A 21,273-nucleotide genomic window follows, 5' to 3' on the forward strand; every position below is an offset into this window, starting at 1 on the left:
TCTTTTCCGGAACCAGACTGATTCCAAGCCTTCATGGCTGCCTCACTCGGCCGCCCCTTGCGTATTCTGAAGAGTAGATGAGGTCGTCTGAAGAAGGATTCATTAGTTCCGTATTTTTGAACTATTGAACCGTTTTTATTCCCTGACTACTCTTATAGTCATGCGGCCCCTGTACCATCCCGCGGTCGAAGACGTGACGGTTGAGGGAATCCTTCACGCCTTGTCCGACCCGATACGCGTGGCTATCTACGCAGATATCGTGTCGCAGGAGTGCTCGCAAAACTGCTCGACATTCTTGACTGTCAGCGACAAGACGATCCCTAAGTCCACGCTCTCGCAGCACTTCAGAGCGCTGAGAGAGGCAGGGCTGATCCGCGGAGAACGGCGCGGCGTCGAAGTGCATAACACCTCGCGCTGCGCGGAGATCGAGCAACGCTTTCCGGGACTGATTCGCGCGATCGTCAACGCACATACCATTCAATTAAAGGACGAAGCTGCGAAAAAGCCTTCCGGACGGGCAACGAAGAAAACGAAAAATAAGTAACGAAGATGCAGAGTTCAGGGCGCAACGAAACTCTTATGGCACGTGCTGCCTCGCAGGTGTCTGCTGAACCAATCGCTGGCGAGGGATCCGTTCAGTAAAGCCAGCTTGTCGGAAGTGACCTCCTGTCTGCTACGATGCCAGCCATGAACAAAGTTGCGCCATTCCTCTGGTTCAATGACAACGCTGAAGAGGCTGCCGAGTTTTACCTGAGCGTCTTCCCGCATGCGCGCAAGCTCGATGAGGTGCGTTCCAAAGGCGTAGGTCCTTGGCCCGTGGGCAAGATTGCCACGATTACGATCGAGCTTGAGGGTCAGGAGATGGTCTTTCTCAACGGCGGCCCCTCGTATCAGCTCAACCCCGCCTTCTCGTTCTTCGTCCGCTGCGACTCCCAGGAAGAGATCGACAGCTACTGGGGCAAGTTGCTCGAAGGCGGCAAACCCATGGCCTGCGGCTGGCTCACAGACCGCTTCGGCCTATGCTGGCAGATCGTGCCACGCAATATCGGCGAGTTGATCAGTCACCCCAAAGCGATGGAAGCCATGATGGGGATGATCAAGATGGACCTACCCGCGTTGGAAGCCGCCGCGCGCGAGGACTGAGAGCCTTCTCTAGCCATTTCCAGTCAGAACATTTGTATGGAGAAGTCGTCTGTTCACCAACCGAGTCACTACCCACATGCGCGTTTAACAGGACTAATGATCCAAAAGCGAAACGGGCCGTGGTCGATGAGTGCATTGGTGATTGCACTCATCGAGATTCGCCTTTAGGTCGACAATTCGAAATATGCCTATTTATGCGAAACGCCTGTTTCTCGTTCGTTGTGAACGTAAGCAGCTTACTGAATCTCTCTCAGTGTATCGATCAGAGACCGCCACCGACAGGAAGCACCTCGCCGGTAACCCAGTTGGAGTCGTCCGAAGCCAGGAAGACGGCGACCGCAGCTATATCCCCGGGTTGGCCGATGCGACCAAGCGGCGTTTGGGAGACGAGCGCCCTCTCGAAGTCTGAGTTGATGACGCCAACGGCATGAGTGCCTTCAGTTTCGACAAGGCCAGGATTGAGGGAGTTGACACGAATCTTCCTCGAACCAAGTTCCTTGGCGAGCACTGAGGTTATTACGTCGACCGCACCTTTGGTCCCGGTATACACCGCGGTGGTTGCAGGCTTGAGGCGCGTAATGTTGGAGCCGACGTTGATGATGCTGGCTCCCTCACCCATGTGCTTCACGGCTGCCTGCGTCGTGAGCAGCAGGGCGAGTACATTGAGGTTGAAATGCTTGTGAAAGTGCTCCTCGGTGATCTGCTCAATGGGAAGGAACTCGTAGATACCGGAGTTGTTGACGAGGATGTCGAGCCGTCCATAGTTCTTGATTGCGGCATCAATGACGCCTTGAGCTTCAGCAGCCTTCGTGATGTCACCGCCCACAGCGATAGCTTTGCCGCCCGCAGCGGTGATCGCAGCGACAACCTTCTCCGCTCCGGCCTTGCTGGACGCGTAGTTCACGACGACGGATGCGCCCTCTGCGGCGAATGATTTGGCGATTGCGGCCCCGATTCCTTTTGACCCGCCCGTAATGACTGCTACCTTGCCGTTTAGCTTGCTCATTTGAAACTCCTTTCGATTGCCTGTGGATCGTCGATCCACCGACCTGGTTCGTCCAGTAGTGGTACCGGGCTTCTTTGGCGCTTAGGCTGATGCGCGGTCTTCGTAGAACGGGTAGTCGATATAGCCGTGGGCGTCGAAGGTGTAGAAGGTATTGCGGTCGTACTGGTTGAGCGGTACTCCGAGCTCGATCCGCTTTGGCAGATCGGGGTTGGAGACAAAGTGACGGCCGAAGGCTACGGCGTCGGCATCACCCTTTTCGATGACCTCCTCCGCGGTGTCTGGTTCGAAGCCGCCAGCAGCGATGATTTTACCTTTGAAGATCGTTCGCAGTAGCTGCGCTGCGACGGGCGCCTGGCCTTCGGCGATGACGACGTTGCCTTTTACGCGAGGCTCGATGATGTGGAGGTACGCGAGGCCGAACCGGTTCAGCTGCTCGGCGACGTATGAGAAGAAGGCCTTCGGGTTGCTGTCGGACATTCCGTTCCAGGTTCCACTTGGAGCGATTCGTACGGCCACGCGGTCGCCGCCCCAAACCGACACCATTGCATCGACGACTTCGAGGAGGAAGCGCGAGCGGTTCTCGATGGAGCCTCCGTAGGCGTCGGCTCGTTTGTTGCTGCCGTCCTGCAAAAACTGATCGGGCAGATAGCCGTTTCCGGAGTGCAGTTCCACACCGTCAAACCCTGCGGCCTTAGCGCGTTCGGCAGCCTTGCGGTAGTCCTCGACAATGCCAGCGATTTCAGCGGTTTCGAGCGCGCGATGAGGTGAGGGTTGGACCCAGCCGTTGGGAGCGGAGACAAGGTGCGATGTGTCGTTCCAATAAGCGGGGTTGACGGAGGCGGAGACAGGCTGCGTACCGCCGGTTGTCTCGATGTTGGAGGAGCGGCCGGTGTGCCATAGTTGCGAAAACATAGAGCCACCCTTTGCGTGGACGGCGTCGACGATGCGCTTCCAACCGCGCACTTGCTCGTCGGTATAGAGGCCGGGAGCACCGTACCAGCCGCGGCCGGTGGTGGAGATGCTTGTGGCTTCCGAGATGATGAGACCGCCGTCGGAGGCACGCTGTGTGTAGTACTTGAGCATCAGATCGCTGGGAATATCGCCAGGTTGTGTTGATCGTGAACGCGTGAGCGGCGCCATGATGACGCGATGCTTCAACTCAAGGGGGCCAAGCTGAACCGGAGTGAAGAGTTTCTTTGCTGTATTTGACATGGAGTTCCTTTCGCCGGGCTCTACTTTGATTCTTAGAAGTGGCGCCTGGTAGCAGTCTGCACATCAACTTTCCTGCCGCTGCCGGTGTATAAGATACGGTACGCATCGTATCGATTCATGTTTTTTACTGGATTCTTTGAATTCCCGTATATGCTTGCTTCTATGCGATCTGCTCCGGGCGGACGGCCGCGAGACGAGAAACTTCATCGGGCCATCCTGCAAACTACCTACGATCTTGTACTTCAGGTTGGATTTCGCGCGGTGAGCGTTGAATCGATTGCCGCCACCGCGGGCGTGAGCAAGGCCACCATCTACCGTCGCTGGCCTAACAAGGCAGCCGTTGTGATGGACGCCTTCACGGACAGGGTCGGGTCGGGGTCTCTGTTTCCGAAGGCCCAGAGTGCGACGGAGAGCATCCGCTTGCAGATGCGTGCGATGGCGAGGTCTTTCCGGGGGGACGATGGTGCGCTGGTCAGGGCGCTGCTGGCGGAGGCACAGTTCGATCCGGAGTTAGCCAGGGCGTTTCGCGAGCGATGGACGATGCCTCGGCGCAAACTGGGGATCGCTGTTGTCGAGGAAGCGATTCGACAGGGAGAGATGTCTGCGGATATTGATCCGGCCGATGTTATCGACATTCTGTACGGACCGATCTACTACCGTTTGCAGATGGGGACAGGTGCGCTTTCGAACGCATATGTTGATAGGATTTTTCGGCGAGCGATGAAGGGGCTTGGCGGGAAGGATCGCGCTTCGCGCGACTGTCCACCTTAACTTGTGGGAAGCAATCGTGACCGGCGAATCTCGTTTGTTGCCAACAAATCGCCAAATCGCCGACGACAGATTGGTCCTCGGAAGTCAGCTTGTGGGAAGTGATGGCGCCCGCTCCCCGATGACCCTTTCCCGGCGAGAGAGGTCTGCCGACAACAGAACTCTTCCCATTATGGAATGAGCGGGCTCGATAATAATATTCGTTGCAACGAGCAGTGGCGTAGAATTACGGTCGATTTTGCTAAAATTGAAATAGAGACATCAAAAGGCCGCCATTGAAAGCGGGCTTCTTAGTTTTCAAAACTGCTTCAGCCGATTCGCAGTCTAAATTCCTGATTCTGGCTAATTTACAAATATAGGGGGAGGGTTCCAGACCGTTCTGACCTCCGTGCAGGCCCTGGAAGATCGAAGAGAGAATCCGCTCAGGACAGCCTTCTGATGCTTCGATGGGACCCTGCAAAATGGATGCGGGCTAAATTCCTGATTCTGGCGAATTTACAAAATATAGGGGTGAACCAGGCCGTTTACCTTCCAAGAAGACCCCTGGAAGATCGAAGAGAAGCGGCTCCAGGACGGTCCACTGATTTTTAGATCGGACCCTGCAAATGCGTGCGGGCTAAATTCCTGATTCTGGCTAATTTACAAAATATGGGGGCCCCTGCATACCCACATGCGCGTTTGTCGTTACTTATTGTCAGTCACTAACTATTGACGAATATCCAGCAGCAAGAGGGAGCTAGAGCTTGGCTCATCTTTCGGAGCCGACCAAAATCCGCTGTGGCCATCGAACTGGCCAAGCTCTAGCAACTGATTTGATTCTTACCTGGCGGCAGTCCCATCCGCAGCCAGCTCAATGATGGACGCAACCGCATCGGGCCGAGAGATATAGATCGCATGGCTTCCCTTGATCTCAACCACCTTGGAACCGGCTCGCTTCGACATGAATCGCTGAAGTTCCGGGGCGATCATATGATCTTCTGTAGTAAGCAAATACCAACTCGGCTTCGTCTTCCAGGCAGCCGCTGTGGCCCCGGCACTTGCCGCCGCTAATCCCCACGGCACCTGAGAATTGGCCATGAAATCTGCATTCTCGGGCTTTACGTCAGCAGCGAAGGATGCTGCAAACTTCTGGCGGTCAAGAAACAGGAAGCCGTCCTGTGGTGGCAAAATTGGGGGAGCTGGTGCGTTCGCCGGAGCCGTCTTGATGAGAGAGAGGACGGAATCGCCGGTTTCCGCTGCGAAAGCACAGATGTAAACAAGCCCGATTACTTTCGGATCGTCTCCCGCCGAGCTGATCACCACACCTCCATACGAATGGCCGACGAGGATCACAGGGCCGTCCTGCGCGTCGATGGCTCGCTTTGTCACTGCAACATCATCCGCAAGAGAGATTGTGGGGTTTTGCACGACCGTGACGTGGTAGCCCTTCTTTGTGAGTATCTCGTACACGCTTTCCCATCCGGAGCCATCGACGAAGCCACCGTGAACGAGCACTATGTTCTTGATGGCGGTCTCACTAGTCGTTTGAGCGCGGGCGATTAAGCCGGTGAACACAAGGGCAACAGCGGGGAGCAGTCGCCACAGATATTTTTGAAACCTCATTCTTCCTCCAAGGGTCCGGCCTTCCTCGGCCAGGATCTCCTTGTGCTGGTTTTAAGCTCCTGGAACGTTAATAACAAGTTCCTAATAGTTATCATGTGTTGAGGAATATTCAACAATGGAATTCTCTTCAAGACAGCTCAGAGCTTTCCACCTGGTCGCGCGTTATCGTAGTTTTGCCCGGGCGGCTGAAGAACTGCTCATTACCGCATCGGGGTTGAGCGTTCTGATCCGCGAGTTGGAGCGACAACTTGGATTCCGTTTATTCGATCGCACAACAAGACAGGTCACCCTGACGACCTTCGGAAATGAACTGATTATGGTAACGGAACCCGGTTTAGGTGTGCTCGATGCTGCCATGTCTCGCATTGAAGACTCCGCCAAAGGCCGGGAACGATGGATCTCAGTCGGAACTACTCCCTGGCTTGCGGCAAATGTACTACCGCCGGCGATCAAGCAATTCCGTGAGCGGCGTCCAGATCTGCGTATTCGCTTGTTGGACGGCTGGCTAGACGAGATTCAGCAGCGCGTTCAAGCTGGAAAGCTTGATATGGGAGTTGGAATTTTTAAGATCTCCTCTGGAGTGAGGAGAAGTCCACTCTTTCGCTTTGCGCTGATGGCAGTGCTCCCCGATCAAGGGGCTGCGATCAACAGTGTGGCGATGCGATGGTCATCTCTCCGCGGGCAGAGGTTAATCTCTCTGACAAAGGACTATCCCCATCAGTTGGTTATCGACAAACAGCTTGCAAAAGTCGGTGCAGTTTCTAAACGTGGACAGGTAGTGAAATTACTCGAAACACAGATTGCGCTTGTCGAGGCCAACGAGGGAATTGCCGTCATCCCTTCGTTTGGTATGCTCGCTTGCCGCAACCGCAAAGTCACAATGAGCGCGCTCATTGACCCTGTAGTGAATCTTGACTTTTATCAAATTAGCAACCGAGGCAGCCATTTGTCAGCGGACGCTAAAGAATTCAGCCGGTTTTTGGAGACTTACATTGCCAACTGGGCAGGTAGTTCTAGCGTTCAGTAGCGCTGATTTGAACGGTTAGTCCTGATAAGTCCTGCTTGTCGGAAGTGATCGCGCCCGCTCCCCCGATGAACCCTTTCCCGCCGGGAAAGATCTGCCGACAACAGAAGTCTTCCCATTATGGGATGAGCGGCTCTATAATAATATTCGTTGCAACGAGCACTGGCGTAGAATTACGACCGATTTTGCTAAAATTGAAATAGAGACATCAAAAGCCCGCCATTGAAAGCGGGCTTCTTAGTTTTCAAAACTGCTTCAGCCGATTCGCAGTCTAAATTCCTGATTCTGGCTAATTTACAAAATATGGGGGCCCCTGCATGGATTTATGGAGGCCCGGCCGCACGCTGCTGATACGGTTCAACTGTAAGCAGATTCCCCAGCACCGTCCGCTCCTGCGGCGAGAACTGCTGCTGGAAGCGGGCAGAGTTCAGAATCGACTGCCGCTGCGCCGGCGGAACGCCGCGCAAATCTTGAAATGCGCGGCGCATCTCGGTCTGGCGGTCTGCCGGCATCTGGTGGAAGGCCTGAGAAGCGCCCCGCACCCCAGCCTTCTGCTCGGGGCTCAGGTGCTCGAACATCTCGTTCCGCTGCAGTATCCGTTGCCGCTGCTCCGGGGTCGCGTTATTGAGCGCATGCATCCGGTTAACAAGCCGTTGCTGCTGGTCCTGTGGCAGGCGATTGAAGCCCGGCTCCTTCCGCAATGCGTCTTCCCGCTGCTGCGGAGTCATATTCTGATGATTATTGAACCATTCGGGTAAGTGCCCTGCCTGCCCGGGCCGATTGTTGAACTGCTGCACATTCCGGTTGTTGAATTGCTGCGCGTTCCCGTTGTTGAATTGCTCGTTATAGTGCGGCTGTGTTCCCGGCGCTGGCTTAGGCTGCATCTGCTGCTTGGGCATCGACTGCGGCCGCGCTGGCGGCGCAGAATGCGGCGCCTGCATATGCGGAGCCGGAGCCGGCGGATGCCCTCCGTTATGCTGTCCGGCAAAAGCTGTGAAAGGAGAAAGTGTCGTTGCCAGCGCGCACGCTACAGACAGCAGAGTGTTCGCATTCCGCCGCTTGCGGTCTGCCTTCCTGTGCTGTTTTTGTGCTCGCATCGTATATGTTTCCAAGGCTCGTTCTTCGATTCGTGCGCACCAGGGCCATCGGTTGAAAATCTCGTGGTCTCTGCGCAATTCTTCATACACTCTCACCCGCCCCTAGAGATCGTTCGACGAACCGCCGTTATCGTCCTGATCGTTCTGGTCCAGAGAGTTCAGCTGCTGAAATACCTGCGCGTTGTCATCCAGAGACTTGAGATCTTCGACTGCGGCCGAGGTCTTTACCGGAGCCGCCGAGTTCGACGACATCAATCCCGCATACGTGCCCCCACCAATAATAATCAAAAGCGCCAGCGCGCCTACCGCGATTGGACGCAGATGCACATTGCTGCCAAAGAGCAGCCGCGCTCGCATGCGCTCCAGCAATCCGGCAGGCTCCGCCCGCTGTTCTTCGCGCATGCGCACGGCCAGTTTCGAATCAAAATACGGTGACGGCTCCGGCGCCTGCCACTCGTCCATCAGATTCATCGTCGCTTCCATCGACGCCAGTTCCATGCTGCAATCTGCGCAATCTTCCAGGTGGTTGCGCACATCAGCCGGGACCGACTCTGGCTCGAAGAGCAGGTTTGCAAGATGCGCTTTTACTTTCCGGCAGATCATAATTCCCTCACTGCTTAAACAAATTCCTTCAGCCTCTCGCGCAGTGTCTGATACGCGCGAAAAAGGAGTGACTTCGTGGCGGACTCGCTCAGCTTCAGAACTTCGCCGATTTGCTTATAGTCCATCCCTTGATACTTATGCATCAGCACCGCCATCCGCTGCCGCTCCGGCAATGCCATCACATGCTGGCGGATCGCCCGCATTCGCTCACCACGGACAAGATCATGCTCGACCGACGGTGTAGCATCCGCCACGTCAGGCGTTGTACCCGTCTCCGGATCAGGCTGGTCCAGATACACATTCTGCGCGGCGCGCTCATGCTTCGTATCTCTGGCATAGTTAACGCCAAGATTCGTAGCGATGCGATAGAGCCAGGTCGTAAACCGAGCCTCAGCCCTGTAGGTCTGGCGCGAACGGTACACCCGCAGAAAGACCTCCTGGGCCAGCTCTTCCGCCACTGCCTGGTTGTGCACCATGCGGAACATGAAGTGGATAATGGGCTTACGGTATTTCTCAATCAGATAATTGAAGCCCTGATCGTCCCCTTCGCTGACCCGCAGCATGATCTCCGCATCGCTCAGGGCGCTCCAGTCGGACACTCGCGCACTGGCTACTGCCTCATTGCGAGCACCCTTCAACAGTGGTTGATCCAGAACTCGGTCAAGGGCAATGGTTGCCATATCTCTAGGAACACCGGAACTGTCCCCAGGTTGCGGATAAGATGCGTTTTCCTCGAGGTCCTCACCGGCTTCATCCGACCAATCAGTGGACGTGGGATCATCATCGCCTCCGCCGCTCCTTCCCGTGGAACTTGCGAAATGCTCGGAAGGCGCGTCTGGATTGCCGGGAAGCATGATCGTCTATCCATTTGATTGTAAACAGATGCCGAAAGGACGTCCCACAGAAGATCTATTTCAGGAGACAAAGATGCCTGGTTGACACACGCGTTGGCAGTTAATCGCCTAAATGATAATCTAGAAATCGCCATATTCTCTCCTATCGGGCGCATAACTCAGCGGTAGAGTGCCACCTTCACACGGTGGAAGTCGTAGGTTCGAATCCTGCTGCGCCCACCATAAATCCTTTAAATTTAATAGATTGCAATTGCCCGTCCGACAGCTCTTAGAAAATGTCGAATTACACGTCGAATAAGCATGCTGCGAGGCAGGCGATCCGCGTCTGAGACATTTGCGCAGTTCCGCGAGCTTTCAGCATTCCGACCTCTGCCCCCCACCCCCTGTATAGATCGCGCAGCGAGCACGGGATGTGGCGCCGAATATCCGCACTCAATGCAGAACTTCGGTGATGATCCAATAACGTAGTCCATATGAAGTTTCGATCTCCGATCTAGTTGTTGTCCTTTATTATTGAATCACTTATCGACCCTATTGAACCTTGTTGGAGGCGATGTAGATGAAGCTTGAGTCGGTCCATATTACGAACTTTAAGTCGGTCAAAGATTCAGGCACGTTCCATATAGGGGATGTAACTTGCCTCGTTGGACGAAATGAGTCAGGAAAAACGGCTATCTTGCAGGCTCTATATCGCCTAAACCCCATCATTCAAAATCAAGGTAACTTCGACGTGACCGAAGATTTTCCTCGTGCCGACAAAGAAGACTATTAACAGGCCGTCGAACGAAAACAGCGCGGGCCAGCTCGTGTAGTGGATGCTAGGTTTGCTCTTGATGCGACCGAGGTTGCCTCGATTGAGGCTGAATTTGGGGCTGGAGTTCTATCACTTCCTACCTTGTGTCTGATGAAGGGATATGACAACGTTCTTGCTTCTTGGCTGTGGGTTAAAGAAGAGATCGCCGGCCAATTCTTGCTATCCAAGGCAGGACTGTCGGAAGTCTTCGAGAAAGAAAATATCACCTGGAAGACACTCAAGGAGCTTCATGCGGCTTTAGTGAAGCGTTCACAGAACCAGGCTCAAGCATTTACTGCTGCTCAGACTGCAGCGAACGCTCTCCCAGACGCTGACGCTAAAGCTAAAGCGCTGGATGACGCGCAACTCTTACAAGAAACGGCGGCGGCCAAGACCCTGCGGGAGCATCTCGCTTCAGTCAACAACACTGGGATCACTAAATACATTTATGACAAATATCTAGTTGGCAGCGTACCAAAGTTTCTCTATTTCGATGAGTACTACCAAATGGAAGGCCAACTTAATATCGAGCAGCTGAAACAGCGTCAGGCTTCAAACACACTATATGACTCAGATCGGCCGATGATCGGTTTGATCGATCTCGCACGATTGAATTTGGATCAGCTTATATCAACAAACCGTACGGAGGCCCTGCTGAACAAGCTCGAAGGAACCTCGAATCATCTTACGAAGCAAGTTCTCAAATACTGGTCGCAGAATCGGCATTTGTCTGTTCGTTTTGATGTGCGTCCAGCGAAGCCGAACGACCCACCTGGGATGCAACAGGGAACAAATCTGTGGGGATTGGTTTATGACTCTGTTCATTCTGCGACCACTCGGCTGGGCACCCGATCAAAAGGCTTCGTATGGTTTTTCTCTTTTCTCGCGTGGTTTTCTCAACAGCGCAAGACGGGAGGTAAGATCATTTTGCTTTTGGATGAGCCTGGATTGGCATTGCATGGTACAGCCCAAGGGGACTTGCTTCGTTACATAGAGAAGGAATTAAAGCCTCATCATCAGGTAGTTTATACAACCCATTCGCCATTTATGGTGGACTCCAAACACTTCGATCGAGTGCGAGTTGTCGAGGACAAAAGCACGGAGATCGAGGATATTCATGAGGAGGAGATTCCCGGAACGAAGGTGTACACAGACGTCTTAGAAGTTTCTGAAGGTAGTCTTTTTCCTCTTCAAGGTGCGCTCGGAGACACCCTTTCACAAACGTTGTTTGTCGGGCCCAACATACTCATCGTTGAGGGCGTGTCCGACTTACTTTTTCTTCAAACTGTCTCCCCGTTACTAGAGTCTCTCGGGCGAGAAGGCCTCAGTCTAGCGTGGACTATTACGCCTGTGGGTGGGTCTGACAAGGTTCCAACGTTTGCCGCACTTTTGGGTTCCCAGCAAGACCTTAATGTTGCCACGCTTATCGACATCCAACAAAAGGACAAGCAAAGCATCGACAATCTATACAAGAAAAAGCTCTTGCAACAAAAGAACGTCCTCACCTTTGCGGATTTTATCGGCAAGAAGGAAGCAGACATCGAAGACATGTTTGAAGCTGATTTCTACTTAAAGCTAGTTAATGCAGAATACAAAGCAACTCTTCAGAAGCCCATCACTCTCTCCGATCTTCCTAAACGTGAGAGAGTTCTGGCTTCACTCGATAGCTATTTGCAAACCTCGCCGCTTAAAGACGCGGCATTCAATCACTATAGGCCTTCACGATATTTTGCGGAACACATCGGCACATTGGCGACGAAGCTGTCTCCCGAAACGCTTGATCGGTTTGAAGCTGCATTCAAAAGATTAAATGCGCTACTGTGAATACAACCAATGACAGCTGGTTTCTCCTCTTGTCGAGTGTTTTCAGCCTTCCAGAATTAGGTGCTGGTACATGGGTTCTTCCAGCCGAATTTTCTCGCGGCAATCGAAGTCGCGGTTCACAGTGATCTATCACTCATTATATATGAGTGATATTGACATTTTTAATCGTATTTTGCGATCATATTTCAGAGCAAACTCAGGATAACGTTCGAAGGATTTTGGTACATCTCCATAAATGGAAAATACACTTATGCCGAGTCATTTCTGGCACGGCGGCGAACAACAATGGGACAGAAGCACGATTGCATGACGCGGCGCTTTTGATCATCTTGCGTGATCTTACACGCGGATTCAGGACAAAGAGAACAATAAAGCGATACTGGCTTTCATCGTAGGCGTTTGCGATCGAATATGCGGCACAGACATTGAACGAGGCGAGGACAGATGCGGCGAAAATCGAATTACGATAAATTCCCAATCATTTCTGTCTCCACGTCCGGATCGGATTGTTGGGAGAGTTGGCCCCTAATTCTTGATCGCTTGAGGGCTTACACGACCGAAACCAATTCTGTGATCTGCATCGAATGCTATCCAGGCGTTCAGGAACTCGCGCTCAGGAGGACTCTCGAAGAAGGCCTGCAGTCCGCAGCCGTGATAATGACAACCGATCTTCTGAAGCGTTCGTCAGCGATCGAGCGAATGGTCGGCGACGTGTTAGGCGATGACCCTGTATTCGGCAGGATGAACAAGATTCAAATCCGGGACTTTTTCGATGAGTGGAAACTCGGCAACGCTCGCGATCTGGCAAAGAATTGGAACCAAGGCCTGCTGATCATCGTCGGCACTGGTGCCACTCTTGTAGTCCCGGAACCGAATCTCCTTATCTATGCTGATATGGCGCGATGGGAGATCCAGCAGCGTCAGCGCCGCAATGCGATCGGGAATTTCGGAGCCGACAACCTCGGAGAGAGCGCAGGCCTGAAGTACAAACGGGCGTTCTTTGTGGATTGGCGCGCGGCCGACCGACTAAAGGCTTCGTTGTTCTCGCGTATAGATTTTTGGCTCGACACGAACGATGATATCCCCAAGCTAGTTACCGGACAATCCATGCGGGAAGGATTGCGCCAACTGGTACAGCGTCCCTTTCGCGTAGTTCCTTACTTCGACCCCGGCCCATGGGGTGGGCATTGGATGGAGGAGGTATGCGATCTGCCGAACAACGTGCCGAATCATGCATGGTGTTTCGACTGCGTTCCGGAAGAGAACAGTTTACTGCTCAAATTCGGATCGACCTGCGTCGAGATTCCAGCAATGAACCTCACCCTACTTCATCCCCGCGAGTTGCTGGGCCAGAGTGTTTACTCTCAGTTCGGAGCTGAATTTCCCATTCGTTTCGATTTCCTCGATACCATGGGCGGCGGAAACCTCTCGCTGCAGGTTCACCCGAAAAGGAAATACATTTGGGAAAAATTCAGGATGAAGTATACCCAGGACGAAAGCTATTACCTTCTGGATGCCGCCGAAGATGGAAGTGTCTATCTTGGCGTTAAGAATCAGGTAAATCGAGACGCCATGATAACGGAATTGCAGGCGGCTCAGTCAAATGGCCGTTCTTTCAGGGCAGAAGTGTATGTGAACAAGTTTCCGGCCAAGAAACACGACCATTTCTTGATCCCGGCGGGCACTGTCCACTGCTCAGGCAAGAACAGTATGATTCTTGAAATCAGTGCTACTCCATACATCTTCACGTTTAAGTTGTGGGATTGGGACCGGCTCGGGTTGGATGGTTTGCCAAGGCCGATTCATATTGACCACGGGTTGAGGAACATCGCCTGGGATCGCGACACCAATTGGGTCCGAAAGAACCTCATCAATCAGATAGAACTGGTTGCGGAAGGCCCAGGATGGCGAGAAGAGCGCACCGGACTTCACCAGTTGGAGTTTATCGAGACTCGCAGACACTGGTTTACAGGTACGACGCCTCACGAAACCCGTGACACTGTCAATGTTCTCAACCTTGTTGAGGGCGAGGAGGCGATTGTCGAGAGTCCTACCAACGCGTTCGAACCGTTCGTTGTTCACTATGCCGAAACGTTCATTGTCCCGGCAGAGATTGGCGCCTATAGAATCTCGCCAACCAGTCAATCGATCGGAAAGAGCTGCGCGACGATCAAAGCGTCGGTTCGCAACGGGTGGTCTCACTCAGAACAACTGGCTGAAAGATCATCAGCCGGGTGAGTTTACTACGTGTGCCGGAGGTCTTCCGATAGTAGCGGAACTGCCCCCAGCAACGCAGCGTTTCCACCTAGGACTGCCGCGCGCACGCGAGGTGTTCCCCAACTTGTCCATGCGTGCTCTTCCACGTATTTCTGCACGAATGTCAGGATGACATCAGGGCTTTGCATAACGCCTCCGCCGAATACGACTACCTCGGGGTCGTAGGCGTGAATGAGCGCGACCGCGTTAGCCGCCCATACGTATAAACAATGTTGCTGAACTGCGCACGCGACAGCATCTTCGTTTCGCGCTGCGGCGAAGAGCGTCTGAAAGTCGATGTGCGCGACACCGGCCAGGCTGGATTCATGAAACCCCGGTGTTTCTCGTACTATCTGTGGCAGAGACCAGCCCGCCGCTTCTGCTTCGGCGCACCCAACATTGCCGCATGCGCATTTGCGGCCCCGATAGTTCACCGGCAAATGACCTCCGAGACATGCAGCCTGAGAATGGGCACCGCGTACTAATTTTCCCAGCATCATTGCCGCGCCGCCGATTCCGGTGCCGAGCGTGATCATAACGACATCCTGCGCGCCTTGAGCCGCTCCGGCGTATTGTTCGCCAAGCAGGGCCATCCGTGCATCATTCTCTATCCGAAGACGGAGACCGAATTGCTCAATTGCCCATTGCTCGAGATCGAGGCGAATTGCATCTTCGTATTTCTTCAGCGTCGAGAGAATGCGGCTCTTGCGCACATCCACTATCCCCGGGAACCCAACTGCAACGCCGTGACACTCCCCAGCAGTTACACCGCTTTCGCGCAAGATCTTCTTGAGCGCCGCCGTGACGCAAGGCAAAAGTGATTCGAGCGATTCCGCTCGCTCCGAATCGAGCGATGATGAGCCCAGCAACTCATTGTCCCGAACGACGCCACACCCAATGTGCGTGCCGCCCATGTCAATCGACAAAGCCAACATCTGTTCGAACTCCCGGGTTTGGAATTAGTGCAAATAGCGGGTTGAGCCTGCCAGAATAAAAATCGCCAGCACGAGCACGGTCACGCCTGTCCACTGGATGCGGATAGGAAGTGGTCCACAGTCCTTCCATTCGCCCGTAAGCATACCCAACATGGTCGCGGTGATCACAATCAGTGACATGAATAACGGCCATCCGAGAATCGGACCCCAAGCCCCCAGTTGACCCGCTGCCAGTCCATAAAGCAGCGTGCTCCCGAACCAGAAGATCGCCATGATCGCTGCCAGCGCCCAATGCGAACCTCCCACTCGGAATCTATGTCCCGAATGATTCCTTTTCATCAACCAAGCACAATACAGGAGATTTGGAACTGCACCGGCAAGCATCAGCGGCAACCAAATTACATTGATAGCGTTGAGCCCGTTTGCACCAAAGGAGCGAGCTACTTGGACCAGCGGCGTTCCGAAAGCGACTCCGAAATTCATCGAGGATGCGCCAAGACCGCACAGAATAGAAAGCAGCAGCCCCTGCGAGGTCCGTTTTTGCGCAGAAATAGACTGTGCATTTGGTCCCTCACGTATCCTTCCGGCGGAGGCACAGAGCATCACACCCAATAGAACGAAACCGATTGCGCCGAGGACTGCATACCCTGCCGCGCTGTTGAGGTGTTCTCTGTGCAGAGACACCATCGGAATTAGGCTGCCTACGGCCGCAGAGGTTCCTAAGACGATAGAGAATGCGAGTGTAATCCCGATCATATCCACCGCAAGGCCGAAAAAGACCTGCGCTACTCCCCAGGCCGCGCCAAATCCACAGACTTCGAGAATGATGTCCGGCGTGGCTGAGCGGTACACCATCGATAGATTTGGGATGGTCAGCAGGGCGGCCACGAAAGGCAGAACTACGAGCGCAAAAACTGTCCAGGCGAGCCACGTGTTCTCCCAGGCCCATTTCCGGGCGTATTTCATGGGCATTGTGAAGCTAGCATTCGTAATGCCGGCAATAATGAGGATTGCGATTCCGCTCGAGGTGTTGCTCATGATTGGCTGCCCTCCCCAAAGACTATGCTGCTACCGGAGTGAAACCGGTGTTGCGTGACTCCGTTTCTACGGAGGGAGTCTACGAGTTCGCCCCAAAATGGTATGGAGCAGATATTGGGGCTTTGATATTCAGGATCGAATTTATATCATTAAATGCGAACTAAACTCAAATTTCAATCATTTAATATGATCTTCTTATCCTGTAACGCTCGAATTATCGATCCGTACAATCACTTGTAGACTTACTATTTTGGAGAGCGCGGCCACACGAACCGCCTCGTTAGGCGAAAGCATTATGCCCGCAAAGAGTGACAACCTGGTTGCACGCCACGAATACATCCTTCAGCGGTTACAGGAGACCGGCTCCGTCGCCATTGACGAGCTTTGCTCGACGCTCGGCGCATCCATCGCCACCATTCGCCGAGATTTAGAAGACCTTGAAAGCCGGTCTTTGCTCAGGCGCACCCGCGGCGGCGCCGTACCAATCGGACCACTGTTCTACGAACCGTTTCGGCATGATACCTCGTTTCAGGACAAGGTGAGCAGCTTTGCCGAAGAAAAGCGTAGGATCGGCCTCGCAGCAGCGAAACTAGTCGGCACGGGCCAGACTATCTCGTTGACCGGCGGAACTACGACCATCGAAGTGGTTCGAAGCCTTAAGGTGCTCAGCGACATTTCCATTATCACGAATACGGTGAATGTTGCGATGGAATTGAGTAACAGGAAAGATATCGAAGTGATCGTGACCGGAGGGCACCTCCGCGGAAATTGGTTTACGCTCGTAGGTCCCCTCGCGACGGCTGCAGCCGAGATGCTGTTTTCCGACATCATGTTCATCGGCGTCGATGGCATCGATGCAAGAAAAGGCCTGACGTGCACAAATTCTTCCGAGGCTGAAGTTCTGCGCAAATTCGCGCAACATGCCAAGATGAAGGTCGTGGTAGCTGATCACAGCAAACTCGGTTCCGTCAGCAAGTACCTCCTCTGTCCAACAAAGGGTATAGACAGATTAATTACTGATACCGGGGCACCCGCTTCAGCCATTGCGCCCTTCGAAAAACTCGGTATTGAAGTAACCCGGGTGTAGCCGAAATTAAGAGCGCAGCACATAACCATCGGTGCGAAACCCGAGAGCAGTTGTTCTTGCCATCCCGCGAATTGCTCGAAGATGACGGAAGGCCCCCTCGCCTCGCAACGCGTTGTTATCGGTTTCTCGGCGCGAGAAGAGCACTCGTGCTCCCCGCCATTGACAGTCTTAAAAGATAAACTTCAATGCGAGCTGAATCTGTCGCGCGGTGTTTGCGGTGCTGTTGATCGTACCGAAGGCTGGTCCGCTATCGATGTCGTTCTGGGGCTGACCCAAGTCTACGTTATTGAACAAATTGAATGCCTCGGCTCGAAACTCGAACCGTCGCCCTTCTCCCACAGGGAATTGGCGAAAGAGCGACGAGTCCAACTCCCAATAGGACGGGCCCCGGATGGAATTGCGTCCTGCGTTGCCGTAGGTGTAAAGCGCCGGCGTGGCATACGCCGCGGTATTGAACCACTCCGCTGCGGTCCTCTTCGCAAGCCCAGGATTTCCCACAAGGTTCAAATGTTCATAACCAAGTGCTTGCCCAGTATTCGCGATATCGCTACTGCTGAGGGGAGTAAAAGCAATGCCCGAATGGGCTTGGAACAGGTTGTTAAACTGCCAGCCCCCCAGGATGTAATCAAGCGCACCGTGCCCAGTGGAAAATCTCTTTCCCTTCCCAACAGGAATGTCGTAAAGCGTGTTCACAGATAAAATGTGCGTTAAATCAAGTCCTGACACAGACCGATCATAGCGAGCTGGGTTATAGGCGTCCTGCGGAACGCCGCCTTCAACGCCGTAATATCCATCGCCTCCGACATTAATGGACTTTGACCAGGTGTAGGCCACTCCGTACGAGAGACCATTGGTGTACCTCTTATCCAGCGAGACCTGCAACCCGTTGTAATTACCATTGCCCTGGCTACGGTCATAAAACGTCGGGGCAATGTAGGGATACTTAGCGCGTGACTGGGGGTCGCCTGGTCCTGGCGTAAGCGCGCTATTGTAAATGCCGCCAACATCAAGCCGGTGCGAACTCGAGCCAACATAATTCGCCGTCAGTGTAGTCGATGAGGTAAGGAGTTGCTGCACGCCAAAGTTCCATTGTTCTGAATAGGGATTCTTTAGATTCGGATCGTATTCAAAGCCGACCTGAGTAAATGGGGTAGGCGCCGGAAAGAAGTTATTATTGGCGGCGATTGCGAATGGATTCTGAGCTGTAACCGTCGGTGTTGGTGAACTTGTAGTCGGCGTGTTCAAGTTAGCGGCTTCCTGTTGACCAATGTCGGGCCATAGTCCGCTGATATTCTGTGACGTTTGCAATACGCCGGCCCAATTGTCATACACGATGCCGAAAGCTGCATGAACGACTAAGCGATCCGTCGCCCTATAGGCAAATCCGAGGTGGGGGCCGACATTCGTGTCTGTGTTATGAAGTATTTTATCGTTTGGAGACACGACGACGTTCGCCGGGAGCGTGCCGTTTCCGGGAATACAAGGCGCATAGCCGCGCACACTGCAGGGAGGAGGAAGCTTCTGAATAATATAGGTGCCGTTGTTGAAATCAACGTCACCTGTCTCTGGCCCACCATTCACACCAATTTGCTTGTCGGTACCCATAGGTGGATTAAATGTGAGGTCGTAGCGAAGGCCCACATTGATCGTTAACTTACTTGTGGCTCTCCAGGAATCCTGTACAAATTCGCTCATTACACCGCCAGGACGCGTTTCGGTAACGACATTGCGCCGGTCCGCTCCCACTGGAACGTTGAGGATAAAGGAGGAAAATGGGTCGCCGGTATTGACCGTATCTTGAGGATTTGTGTCTGCGGTTGGCAACGCGCCGAATGTGAGACCATCGACCGTAATCGGACTGTAAAATTTGTTGCTGATGAACCCCCCACCTACGCGAATCTCGTGGTTTCCCCATGTCTTCGTCAATACGCCACTGTATTGGTTGGCATTCGGAACTTTAGGATGCAGCGCCACGCCTTCGCCTGGGCCGGCATATCCGCCGGCGATTCCAGGTGAAGGAAGAAAGCTTTTCCCTGGTGCTGCCGTGAAATTGCCCACAAATGCCGGCGAGAACCCAATCTGGCTGATGATGCCTGCCGATCCCGTTGTAAAGATACTTACCGCGTTGTCTCCGACAGTAGTTCGGCCAAATTCAACCTGAAGAATGAGACTGGGATTGAAGACATGTACGTAACTGCCGCCATAGTTCCTGTTCGGAACAGTGACGACGTTTGGTATTCCGGGAGCGCCATCGGAAGCACTCTGTACGCTGGTGTCGTAGCTATACCGAAACCATACTGAGTCGTTCCGGCCAATCTTTTGGTCAATTCGGGCAGTCCACTGGTTGATGGTCTGGGTGACGGGAGTTGGATCAATCGCATTATCTCCGCTTGCATTAAGTACAGGCCCAGCTGCAGGGAAGATGAACTTCGCGTAAGCTACCATGTTGGGATCTGGAGTAAGCTGGTTCCCTGGAAACGGGTCACGAATGAACTGGCCAGGGTGGGCTGGATCCGGTCGAGTAGAAAACGGGTTGTATATCTGTGTCGGCCAAGCGCTCTCATCCCCCGCAAGCTGCGCGGCAGTCGGAACTTTAATAGGGTTATCGGAGGTTTCCGAATAACGGAATCCCTGGTATGCCCCGAAGAAGAAGGTCTTGTTCCTGCCGTTGTACAGTTTCGGAAGCCAAACCGGACCTCCGACAACTCCACCGAATTCGTTTTGGCTAAAAGACGGCTTGGGCGAATCAACTGGAAGGAAGTAGGTCCGAGCATCGAAGATTGCATTGCGGGCATACTCGAACGCTGAGCCGTGAAGGTCGTTTGTGCCGGACTTGGTGACTACATTGACGACCCCACCGGTTACAGACCCGTATTCCGCGCTGTCTGTATGAGACACGACCTTGAATTCCTGCATTTCATCGATGATGGGTGGGACCGCATACACACTGTGGAAGGCGCCGAAATTGCTCAGACCATCCGTAAAAAAATAATTGCTTCGGTTACCCTGCCCATTAACGGAAGGAATCACAGATGCCTGATTAATAGGCTCCGGTGTTGCATATTGGCCTCCTGAGGGACCGGACTGCCCATTGTTGACCGGAGATATACCCGGGGTCAGAGTAAGAAGCTGGGTAAAGTCACGCCCGTTAAGGGGAAGATCGTTCACCTGTTTCGTCCCGATGACAGTGCCGAGATTGGCGCTTGTCGTTTCCAGTTGCGGTGTGGCGCCCTGCACCGTCACTACGGTGCTTTGTGAACCAACGGTCAGAGCAAAGTCAATCGTCGCGGCTTGTCCGACCGCAAGTATGAACTCAGGAACCCGCTGCTCCGCGAAGCCTGAAGCCGATGCTTGAACCGTATATCTACCCGGGGTGATATCCAGGAAGAGATAGGCGCCCGCACCATTGGATGTGGTTGAGTGCTCGACAGCCGTAGCCACATTCCTCAGCACGATATTGGCGCCTGGAACCACCGCGCCGCTGGGATCTCGGACAGCTCCGCTCAGCGAGGCCGTCGATAGCTGTGCAAACCCCGTGCCGGATAGCAATAGAATGCCACTCAGAAGACACGCTTGCCACAGGGCAAATACTCTGCAGGTCTTCCACCGCTCAACTGAAAACTTCAGGTCATGCACCTTGGTATTCCGAGCAGCTTTGTTCATTGCTTTGACCTCCAAAAAGACTTTGATCCGGGCTTGCATGATTCATTGCCGCCACCCATCGGATTGCGGCCTTGATTCTTAAGTTGGCGGGGATCATAGGAGAGCGAATGGTGCGTTGTCAATCATAAACAATGATCGTATTGCACATTTTCACTCTAAATAATCGAGGTTTGGGCTTTCCCAAGATGTCGCGATTTGAGAGGGGTCCACGGCATTTATATAGCGGTCAAATCTGAGCACATCGATTTGATTTGATGAAATTCATGCAGGTAATTGCATGTATTGATCTCTTAATACGCGCGTTTCATTTTGATATTCGACCATAGACCAGGCAGTAAGGTGCCTATGTTTTGAGGGCAAGAACGCAT

At 53.5% G+C, this 21,273-nt stretch carries 17 protein-coding genes and 1 tRNA gene; 9 read left to right on the forward strand and 9 right to left on the reverse strand.

What is annotated here, in order from left to right:
• Positions 1–160: 160 nt before the first annotated feature.
• Entirely contained in the window at positions 161–544 is a 384-nt protein-coding gene (locus H7849_RS13015) for an ArsR/SmtB family transcription factor (RefSeq protein ID WP_186739741.1), read from the forward strand.
• 143 nt (positions 545–687) lie between these two features.
• The gene (locus H7849_RS13020; protein ID WP_186739743.1) at positions 688–1,143 is read left to right on the forward strand and encodes a VOC family protein; all 456 of its coding nucleotides are present in this window, start codon (positions 688–690) and stop codon (positions 1,141–1,143) included.
• A 262-nt stretch (positions 1,144–1,405) separates the two neighbouring features.
• Here H7849_RS13020 and H7849_RS13025 read toward each other — a convergent pair whose 3' ends face one another.
• Positions 1,406–2,149 carry a glucose 1-dehydrogenase gene (locus H7849_RS13025; RefSeq protein WP_186739745.1) on the reverse strand — a complete coding sequence of 248 codons (744 nt, stop codon included), beginning with the start codon at positions 2,147–2,149 and terminating at the stop codon, positions 1,406–1,408.
• Between the two features lie 81 nt (positions 2,150–2,230).
• Positions 2,231–3,361, reverse strand: a complete 1,131-nt coding sequence (locus tag H7849_RS13030; protein ID WP_186739747.1) for an alkene reductase — start codon at positions 3,359–3,361, stop codon at positions 2,231–2,233.
• 162 nt (positions 3,362–3,523) lie between these two features.
• On the opposite strand from H7849_RS13030, the gene H7849_RS13035 reads away from it, so the two are divergent.
• Positions 3,524–4,132: a TetR/AcrR family transcriptional regulator gene (locus H7849_RS13035; protein WP_186739749.1), complete on the forward strand. Its 609-nt coding sequence runs from the start codon at positions 3,524–3,526 to the stop codon at positions 4,130–4,132.
• 816 nt (positions 4,133–4,948) lie between these two features.
• Here H7849_RS13035 and H7849_RS13040 read toward each other — a convergent pair.
• Positions 4,949–5,731 carry an alpha/beta hydrolase gene (locus tag H7849_RS13040; protein ID WP_186739751.1) on the reverse strand — a complete coding sequence of 261 codons (783 nt, stop codon included), beginning with the start codon at positions 5,729–5,731 and terminating at the stop codon, positions 4,949–4,951.
• Between the two features lie 115 nt (positions 5,732–5,846).
• Between H7849_RS13040 and H7849_RS13045 the strand changes: the two genes are divergently transcribed.
• Entirely contained in the window at positions 5,847–6,758 is a 912-nt protein-coding gene (locus tag H7849_RS13045; protein WP_186739753.1) for a LysR family transcriptional regulator, read from the forward strand.
• Between the two features lie 320 nt (positions 6,759–7,078).
• On the opposite strand, the gene H7849_RS13050 is transcribed toward H7849_RS13045, so the two are convergent.
• The 3 genes from H7849_RS13050 to H7849_RS13060 form a co-directional block, all read right to left on the reverse strand.
• On the reverse strand, positions 7,079–7,852 hold the full coding sequence (locus tag H7849_RS13050) for a DUF3106 domain-containing protein (RefSeq protein WP_186739755.1): 774 nt from the start codon (positions 7,850–7,852) through the stop codon (positions 7,079–7,081).
• Between the two features lie 102 nt (positions 7,853–7,954).
• Entirely contained in the window at positions 7,955–8,455 is a 501-nt protein-coding gene (locus H7849_RS13055) for a hypothetical protein (RefSeq protein ID WP_186739757.1), read from the reverse strand.
• A gap of 14 nt (positions 8,456–8,469) precedes the next feature.
• Positions 8,470–9,309, reverse strand: coding sequence for an RNA polymerase sigma factor (locus H7849_RS13060; protein ID WP_251106251.1), 840 nt, complete (start codon positions 9,307–9,309; stop codon positions 8,470–8,472).
• Positions 9,310–9,456: 147 nt separating this feature from the next.
• On the opposite strand from H7849_RS13060, the gene H7849_RS13065 reads away from it, so the two are divergent.
• From H7849_RS13065 to H7849_RS13080, 4 genes are all read left to right on the forward strand, one after another.
• Positions 9,457–9,531: transfer RNA gene (locus H7849_RS13065), tRNA-Val, on the forward strand.
• 337 nt (positions 9,532–9,868) lie between these two features.
• A complete protein-coding gene (locus H7849_RS27425) occupies positions 9,869–10,081 on the forward strand; it encodes an AAA family ATPase (protein WP_186739759.1) in 213 nt (70 codons plus the stop codon).
• 39 nt (positions 10,082–10,120) lie between these two features.
• Positions 10,121–11,926 carry an AAA family ATPase gene (locus tag H7849_RS13075; RefSeq protein ID WP_222439639.1) on the forward strand — a complete coding sequence of 602 codons (1,806 nt, stop codon included), beginning with the start codon at positions 10,121–10,123 and terminating at the stop codon, positions 11,924–11,926.
• 444 nt (positions 11,927–12,370) lie between these two features.
• Positions 12,371–14,164, forward strand: coding sequence for a class I mannose-6-phosphate isomerase (locus tag H7849_RS13080; RefSeq protein ID WP_186739761.1), 1,794 nt, complete (start codon positions 12,371–12,373; stop codon positions 14,162–14,164).
• Positions 14,165–14,169: 5 nt separating this feature from the next.
• Here H7849_RS13080 and H7849_RS13085 read toward each other — a convergent pair whose 3' ends face one another.
• On the reverse strand, positions 14,170–15,117 hold the full coding sequence (locus tag H7849_RS13085; RefSeq protein ID WP_186739763.1) for an ROK family protein: 948 nt from the start codon (positions 15,115–15,117) through the stop codon (positions 14,170–14,172).
• A 24-nt stretch (positions 15,118–15,141) separates the two neighbouring features.
• Positions 15,142–16,155 (reverse strand): L-rhamnose/proton symporter RhaT, encoded by a 1,014-nt coding sequence (locus H7849_RS13090; RefSeq protein ID WP_186739765.1) that lies wholly within the window; start codon positions 16,153–16,155, stop codon positions 15,142–15,144.
• Positions 16,156–16,450: 295 nt separating this feature from the next.
• On the opposite strand from H7849_RS13090, the gene H7849_RS13095 reads away from it, so the two are divergent.
• The gene (locus tag H7849_RS13095; RefSeq protein ID WP_186739767.1) at positions 16,451–17,242 is read left to right on the forward strand and encodes a DeoR/GlpR family DNA-binding transcription regulator; all 792 of its coding nucleotides are present in this window, start codon (positions 16,451–16,453) and stop codon (positions 17,240–17,242) included.
• A gap of 168 nt (positions 17,243–17,410) precedes the next feature.
• Here the strand turns inward: H7849_RS13095 and H7849_RS13100 are convergent, their stop codons facing one another.
• On the reverse strand, positions 17,411–20,905 hold the full coding sequence (locus H7849_RS13100) for a carboxypeptidase-like regulatory domain-containing protein (RefSeq protein WP_186739769.1): 3,495 nt from the start codon (positions 20,903–20,905) through the stop codon (positions 17,411–17,413).
• Positions 20,906–21,273: the final 368 nt, after the last annotated feature.

The organism is Alloacidobacterium dinghuense, from assembly GCF_014274465.1.
GTDB lineage: Bacteria > Acidobacteriota > Terriglobia > Terriglobales > Acidobacteriaceae > Alloacidobacterium > Alloacidobacterium dinghuense.

Coding starts and splice junctions, on each gene's coding strand:
- H7849_RS13025 (WP_186739745.1), bottom strand. CDS start 2,149: ATGAGCAAGCTAAACGGCAAGGTAGCAGTCATTACGGGCGGGTCAAAA.
- H7849_RS13055 (WP_186739757.1), bottom strand. CDS start 8,455: ATGATCTGCCGGAAAGTAAAAGCGCATCTTGCAAACCTGCTCTTCGAG.
- H7849_RS13090 (WP_186739765.1), bottom strand. CDS start 16,155: ATGAGCAACACCTCGAGCGGAATCGCAATCCTCATTATTGCCGGCATT.
- H7849_RS13060 (WP_251106251.1), bottom strand. CDS start 9,309: ATGCTTCCCGGCAATCCAGACGCGCCTTCCGAGCATTTCGCAAGTTCC.
- H7849_RS27425 (WP_186739759.1), top strand. CDS start 9,869: ATGAAGCTTGAGTCGGTCCATATTACGAACTTTAAGTCGGTCAAAGAT.
- H7849_RS13015 (WP_186739741.1), top strand. CDS start 161: ATGCGGCCCCTGTACCATCCCGCGGTCGAAGACGTGACGGTTGAGGGA.
- H7849_RS13045 (WP_186739753.1), top strand. CDS start 5,847: ATGGAATTCTCTTCAAGACAGCTCAGAGCTTTCCACCTGGTCGCGCGT.
- H7849_RS13095 (WP_186739767.1), top strand. CDS start 16,451: ATGCCCGCAAAGAGTGACAACCTGGTTGCACGCCACGAATACATCCTT.
- H7849_RS13050 (WP_186739755.1), bottom strand. CDS start 7,852: ATGCGAGCACAAAAACAGCACAGGAAGGCAGACCGCAAGCGGCGGAAT.
- H7849_RS13040 (WP_186739751.1), bottom strand. CDS start 5,731: ATGAGGTTTCAAAAATATCTGTGGCGACTGCTCCCCGCTGTTGCCCTT.
- H7849_RS13100 (WP_186739769.1), bottom strand. CDS start 20,905: ATGAACAAAGCTGCTCGGAATACCAAGGTGCATGACCTGAAGTTTTCA.
- H7849_RS13030 (WP_186739747.1), bottom strand. CDS start 3,361: ATGTCAAATACAGCAAAGAAACTCTTCACTCCGGTTCAGCTTGGCCCC.
- H7849_RS13020 (WP_186739743.1), top strand. CDS start 688: ATGAACAAAGTTGCGCCATTCCTCTGGTTCAATGACAACGCTGAAGAG.
- H7849_RS13085 (WP_186739763.1), bottom strand. CDS start 15,117: ATGTTGGCTTTGTCGATTGACATGGGCGGCACGCACATTGGGTGTGGC.
- H7849_RS13035 (WP_186739749.1), top strand. CDS start 3,524: ATGCGATCTGCTCCGGGCGGACGGCCGCGAGACGAGAAACTTCATCGG.
- H7849_RS13080 (WP_186739761.1), top strand. CDS start 12,371: ATGCGGCGAAAATCGAATTACGATAAATTCCCAATCATTTCTGTCTCC.